This is a genomic window from Roseateles sp. P5_B10 (assembly GCF_056400485.1).
Map to the genome: position 1 here is coordinate 1 of NZ_JBFULE010000704.1, position 2,726 is coordinate 2,726.

The following is a 2,726-nucleotide window of genomic DNA, read 5'->3' on the forward strand; positions in this document are numbered from 1 at the left end:
GCCCCACTGAATTCCGCCTGCTGCACTTCCTGATGACTCATCCGGAACGTGTGCACAGCCGCTCGCAGCTGCTGGACCGCGTCTGGGGCGACCATGTCTTCATCGAGGAGCGCACCATCGACGTCCACGTCAAGCGCCTGCGCGAAGCATTGGAGCGCGTGCAATGCGCGCGCATGATCGAGACCGTCCGCGGTGCCGGTTACCGACTGACCCAACAGAGCAGCGCGCTCTCCGCTTGAGCTTTTCCCGCCCTACATGACCTGGTTATTGCCCCGACTGCTGATGGCCCTCGTGGCCGCATTGATCGGGTTTGTCATTGGCGTGGTGGTTCGTACGACGACTGGCATCGACAGCCTGGGCCTTGGCATCGGTGTCGTCAGCGGCGTCGTGCTGACCCTGCTGGTCGACGCGGTGCGGGGCCATCGCCTGCTGAGCTGGCTGCGCGGCAACCAGCTCGAGAACGCGCCGCGCGACACCGGTTTGTGGGGCGAGGTCGGCTACCGCATCGAGCGCGCCGTGCGCGACCGCGATCGCAGCGTGGCGCGCGCCCGGCTGGAACTGGAGCAGTTCCTGTCCGCCATCGAGGCTTCGCCCAATGGCGTGCTGATGCTGGACCCGCAGGAGCAGATCGTCTGGTGCAACCGCGTTGCGGCCGACCATTTCTCGCTGGACCCGCAGCGCGACCTGCGCCAGCGCATTACCAATCTCGTGCGTGCGCCGGCCTTCGTCGCCTACCTGCAGGCCGGCAACTTTGCCGAATCCCTGGTGCTGGGCAATGGCCGCGGGCCGGGCACGCTGTCCATCATCGTGCGCGAATACGGCGAGGGCATGCGCCTGGTGTTGTCGCTGGACGTCACCGAACGCGTGCGCTCCGAAGCCATGCGGCGCGATTTCGTCGCCAATGTGTCGCACGAGATCCGCACGCCGCTGACCGTGCTGTCCGGTTTCATCGAGACCATGCACTCGCTGCCGCTGACGGCTGTCGAGCGCGAACGCGTGCTGGTGCTGATGAACCAGCAGACCCAGCGCATGCAGACCCTCGTGGCCGACCTGCTGACGCTGGCCCAGCTCGAAGGCAGTCCGCGCCCCGCGCCGGACCGCTGGGTGGGCCTGGATGGCCTGCTGCTGCGCATTGCCGCGGATGCCGAGGTGCTGTCGGCCGGGCGGCATCAATTGCACCTGAGGCCGGAGACCAACGTTGAGCTGGCCGGCATCGAGAGCGAGCTGCTCAGCGCCATCGCCAACCTCGTGACCAACGCCGTGCGCTACACGCCGGACAGCGGCGAGGTCGAGGTGGCCTGGCGGCTGCTCGAAGGAGGCAACGGCGAGCTGACCGTCATCGACACCGGCCTGGGTATTTCGCGCGAGCACATTCCGCGCCTGACCGAGCGTTTCTACCGCGTCGACGGCAGCCGCTCGCGCGAGACCGGTGGCACGGGCCTGGGCCTGTCCATCGTCAAGCATGTCATGCAGCGCCACGGCGGCGAGCTGATGATCCAGAGCGACGTTGGCAAGGGCTCGCGATTCCGTCTCGTCTTCCCGGCCGCGCGTGTGCGCCAGGCCAGCGATTCGGCGCTGGGCGATGAGGCGGCTTTCAACGCAGCGGCCCTGTCAGATCATTGACGCTTCAAGAGGACCAGGCCGGCGCTGCCGCTGCGGTCCGTCGGTCGCTTCACCTGCGCAACGACCTGCCAGCCCTTGGGCGTCGGCTGGCCCGCGCTGATCACGGCATGACTGCATCCTGATGCATTCAGAGGCCCGCGGCCTTTCACCTGCCAGCCGCCATGCCATTCCAGTGCCGCCAGCGTGGCGAGGTTCTGGCCCGTTGCGGCCAGGCAATTGGCATCGACGGGCACGCGCGTCTTCAGCCGAGCCACCAGCGGCGCCAGGCTGCGCGCGTAGTCCAGCGGCGGCAGCAGCAGGCTCATGACGAGCAGCCAGCCCAGCGCGACGCCGCCGGCCGGCAGGGCCAGGCTCTTCCATAGCGCATGGCGATGGCGGGCTGTGCGCCAGCGCACCAGGGCCAGCCAGGACAGCGTCGCGGCGATGGCAAACAGCAGGGCCAGCGGGCTGAAGTGCGGCTCGAAGCCCTCGGCCAGCCGACGCAGATTGGCCATGGGCCGTGCCGGCCAGCCGGTGTGCATGGAGACGTAGTAGAGCCAGCCGAACAGCGCCACCGCCGAGAAGATGAACACGCAGAACCAGTCCACTGCTGCCGAGACGCTGCGGCGCAGTGTGGGCAGCGCGAAGGCGGCCAGGATGGCCAGCGACGGCAAAGCCAGCAGCAGCGCCCGCTCGGAAGCGTCCATCAAGATGCAGGCAGCCAGCGGCACCAGCAGTGCAATGGCGGGCACCGTGATGTGGCGGCGCAGGCCGTGGCGGCGCCAGCGCCACAGCGTCCACAAGGCCAGGGGCCCCGACGGCCAGCAGAACCAGGCCAGCAGGCTCAACAACGAGGCGAACTGGATGCCGGGCAGGACACGCCAGGCCCAGCCATTGAAGACCCAGGCCGCCAGGACCGCCAGCGTCAGCGAGGCCAGCAGCCAGACCCGTTGGGCCTTGGCCTCGTCATGGCTGGAGCGGTGGTTCAGCAGCAGGCCGAGCAGGCCGAGGRCGCAAGCCACGGCGGGGGCACCGCTGGCGGCCAGCACGGGCAGGGCGAGCAGGATGGCGACCCGCGCACGGCCTCGCTTGAATGGTGCCGCGGCTAAGCCGTAAAGGTAGAC

At 68.7% G+C, this 2,726-nt stretch carries 2 protein-coding genes and 1 pseudogene; 2 read left to right on the forward strand and 1 reads right to left on the reverse strand.

Annotation, left to right across the window (positions count from 1 at the left end):
• The coding region (locus AC1DU6_RS26240) for a winged helix-turn-helix domain-containing protein (protein ID WP_477860708.1) at window positions 1–239 on the forward strand (239 nt) is incomplete at its 5' end.
• A 16-nt stretch (window positions 240–255) separates the two neighbouring features.
• Entirely contained in the window at window positions 256–1,623 is a 1,368-nt protein-coding gene (phoR, locus tag AC1DU6_RS26245; protein WP_082532552.1) for a phosphate regulon sensor histidine kinase PhoR, read from the forward strand.
• Here the strand turns inward: phoR and AC1DU6_RS26250 are convergent.
• Window positions 1,617–2,726 (reverse strand): annotated as a pseudogene (locus AC1DU6_RS26250) (hypothetical protein); the annotation flags it as partial. The gene phoR and the pseudogene AC1DU6_RS26250 overlap by 7 nt on opposite strands.